Below are 2,476 nucleotides of genomic sequence, written 5' to 3'. Positions count from 1 at the left end.
TACTTCTTTTTAACTGTCATCTTATCCACTCCTCACTTACCCTTCTTCTTACTCTTCTTATTCTTATGAGGCGGCGCATTTACTGCTTCATCACGCGGCTTAAGCTTTTGTGTTAGTCTTTGAATTTCCGCATCACGTGATTGCACATCTGCTTTTAGTGCTTCTATCGTTTCACTTTTCCGTTTAAAGTCTTCTCGGTACGCATCTATCTTTTGCTTAAGTTCTTCAATTTCCTCGTCACGTTCTTCAATCTCTTGCTTCAGTTCTTTAATTTCCTCGTCGCGTTCTTTAATCTCTTGCTTCAGTTGTTTAATTTCTGCTTCAGACTTTCCTATATCCGCATCACATTCATAAGTTATATTTCTATTCCCTAATATAAAATCAGTATTTACCTTTTTTACTCTTGCCCTAAGATATTGAATCTCCTCTGAAAGAGCCTTAACCTGCGCGCGATAATGCAATGCAATACGAAACATCATTCCGCTTAAGAGCAAAACTGAAACCACTGCTATCCATAAAATTTCATTCGAACTCATCTTTATCTCCTTTAATTTTTATGAGGGCGGTCATCATGACCAATCTGTTGTGCTTCGCATTCCATTAAAAAAAGAATGCAACAAGCCGCATGTGCCAAGTGTGATAAATCACTCTCAACATCCTTATGCTCTCCACCAAACCATGCTAATAAATGACGTAAAGCAGCACCGTGAAACCTGCTCCAGTGCATGCCATTACGCCAATTGTTTGCTCCGTACTTCTTTGCCCCAAACTCTAAAACTTTGCCGATTTCAATCAGTGCCAACGGCGGTATAAGCTCTATACGAGGCTTACCATCATCATTCTTATGCGCTTCGTTTGTGCTATATGAAACGTGTTTACGCATGTAAACTTCGTCGTTATCGCGAAAATCTTCATAGTCACAAACATCGGCATTGCCGTAAATCTTGGCATTCTCTCTAATCTTGGCATGCCCGTGAACTAAGGCGTTATCATAAACTTTAGATTGATCAAAAACATGTGCATGTTCATATACCTTGGCATTCCCATACACACGTGCTTTTGTATAAATTTCAGCATTCCCAAAAATGCGAGAATTCCCATAAACTTCTGCTTGACCTCTAACAAAAGCATTCTCATAAATTTGTGCTTCGCCGTAAACGCGAGAATGATAAACCTTGCTATTACCGTAAATCTTTGCATGATCATAAATATACGCATCACCGAAAACTTCTGCACAACCGTATACTTGTGCATGCCCAAAAACACGTGCCATGCCACCAACACGGGCATCTCCAAAAACACGAGCATTGCCAAAAACATATCCACGGCTAAAGGAATTATCCGAATCATCTACCCAACAATCCCCTTCATGTGATAGGTTACCTTCATGTTCTATAAAACCACCAAAATCACCTTTTTTAACGTTTCCAAAGTCTCTCAGTGCCCGTATGCGACGAAGCATTACAATACCATGTGAATTATTCTTATCAGGATAAAGCATAACCCCCTGTTCTATGAATTCATATTTCTTTTCTACAGCCATCTTTATCTCCTTAATGCTGTAAAGTTTCTCCGGTGTGATCAACACCGCAGCTCTTGCTAATTTTCGACAATGGGGGGTGTTGCTCTTGATCGCATAAAGATTTTAAAAGATAAGCCACTGCCCCTCTTGAAGGAACACCATATTTTTCCCAACGCCATACTGTTGATTTGTTAACGCCTAATAACGCTGCCATTTCGTCCAGCGTAAGATTAAGGCGTTTGCGTATTTTTTTTGCTTCTATCTTATTCATAAAATTAAGTGTGCAATGTGCACAGAAAAAAGTCAAGTCGAAAAGCACATATAATATGTGCATTATGAATGGAAAGGAGTTGTCAGAATGCAAGAACAAAAACCCGACCAAGCTATACGCTTAACAGAAGCAAGAATTGCCAAAGGATTTAAATCTGCCCGAGCCGCAGCTCAATATTACGGCTGGCCATATTACACTTATATACAACATGAACAAGGAGTTCGCGGCATCAATAAAGCCGCAAGTCGATACGCAAAAGCTTTTAACGTAAGTACAGGTTGGTTATTGACTGGTGAAGGACAGGGGATAAAAACAAAATCTACAACTGCTCTTTCAGACCGCGAACTTCAAGAAGAAGTTTTTAACGCTCTAAAAAATATATCTCCTGAAAAAAAGCAGTGGCTTCTTCGCATTTTAGATACTCTAAAAGACGAAGAATAATAATTAACCTTCTTTTTTTATCTATACTAAGCTTATTCACTGCCTCCATTATAAGGTTATCAATATCATCCATTTTATATATCCCAAAATAATATAATACTCACTAAATATGTTCATGTTGCACATTTTATTGTTGACATATGTGCAATATGCGCATACATATGTTCCATATCTTAGAAAATAACTTTTGCCAATAGGCAGTATGGAGGCATTTGTGAATAAACCAGTGTTTATAAATTCTG

Annotated in this window: 4 protein-coding genes; 1 reads left to right on the top strand and 3 read right to left on the bottom strand. The window is 38.4% G+C overall.

Annotation, left to right across the window (positions count from 1 at the left end):
• Window positions 1-32 precede the first annotated feature (32 nt).
• From ACFIJZ_RS09565 to ACFIJZ_RS09555, 3 genes are all read right to left on the bottom strand, one after another.
• Window positions 33-536: a hypothetical protein gene (locus tag ACFIJZ_RS09565; protein ID WP_375631910.1), complete on the bottom strand. Its 504-nt coding sequence runs from the start codon at window positions 534-536 to the stop codon at window positions 33-35.
• A gap of 11 nt (window positions 537-547) precedes the next feature.
• Window positions 548-883 carry a dATP/dGTP diphosphohydrolase domain-containing protein gene (locus ACFIJZ_RS09560; protein WP_375631912.1) on the bottom strand — a complete coding sequence of 112 codons (336 nt, stop codon included), beginning with the start codon at window positions 881-883 and terminating at the stop codon, window positions 548-550.
• A gap of 670 nt (window positions 884-1,553) precedes the next feature.
• Window positions 1,554-1,793 carry a DNA-binding transcriptional regulator gene (locus tag ACFIJZ_RS09555; protein WP_273791731.1) on the bottom strand — a complete coding sequence of 80 codons (240 nt, stop codon included), beginning with the start codon at window positions 1,791-1,793 and terminating at the stop codon, window positions 1,554-1,556.
• An 87-nt stretch (window positions 1,794-1,880) separates the two neighbouring features.
• Between ACFIJZ_RS09555 and ACFIJZ_RS09550 the strand changes: the two genes are divergently transcribed.
• Window positions 1,881-2,234, top strand: a complete 354-nt coding sequence (locus tag ACFIJZ_RS09550; protein ID WP_273791732.1) for an XRE family transcriptional regulator — start codon at window positions 1,881-1,883, stop codon at window positions 2,232-2,234.
• Window positions 2,235-2,476 lie beyond the last annotated feature (242 nt).

This window comes from Bartonella sp. CL70QHWL, assembly GCF_042194855.1.
Taxonomy (GTDB): domain Bacteria; phylum Pseudomonadota; class Alphaproteobacteria; order Rhizobiales; family Rhizobiaceae; genus Bartonella.
Note: the sequence above shows the minus strand (reverse complement) of the source record. Positions and strands in the feature narration are given on the sequence as shown.

Bases quoted from the DNA above. Each gene is read 5' to 3' on its own strand.
- ACFIJZ_RS09565 (WP_375631910.1), bottom strand. From the start codon at position 536: ATGAGTTCGAATGAAATTTTATGGATAGCAGTGGTTTCAGTTTTGCTC.
- ACFIJZ_RS09560 (WP_375631912.1), bottom strand. From the start codon at position 883: ATGCGTAAACACGTTTCATATAGCACAAACGAAGCGCATAAGAATGAT.
- ACFIJZ_RS09555 (WP_273791731.1), bottom strand. From the start codon at position 1,793: ATGAATAAGATAGAAGCAAAAAAAATACGCAAACGCCTTAATCTTACG.
- ACFIJZ_RS09550 (WP_273791732.1), top strand. From the start codon at position 1,881: ATGCAAGAACAAAAACCCGACCAAGCTATACGCTTAACAGAAGCAAGA.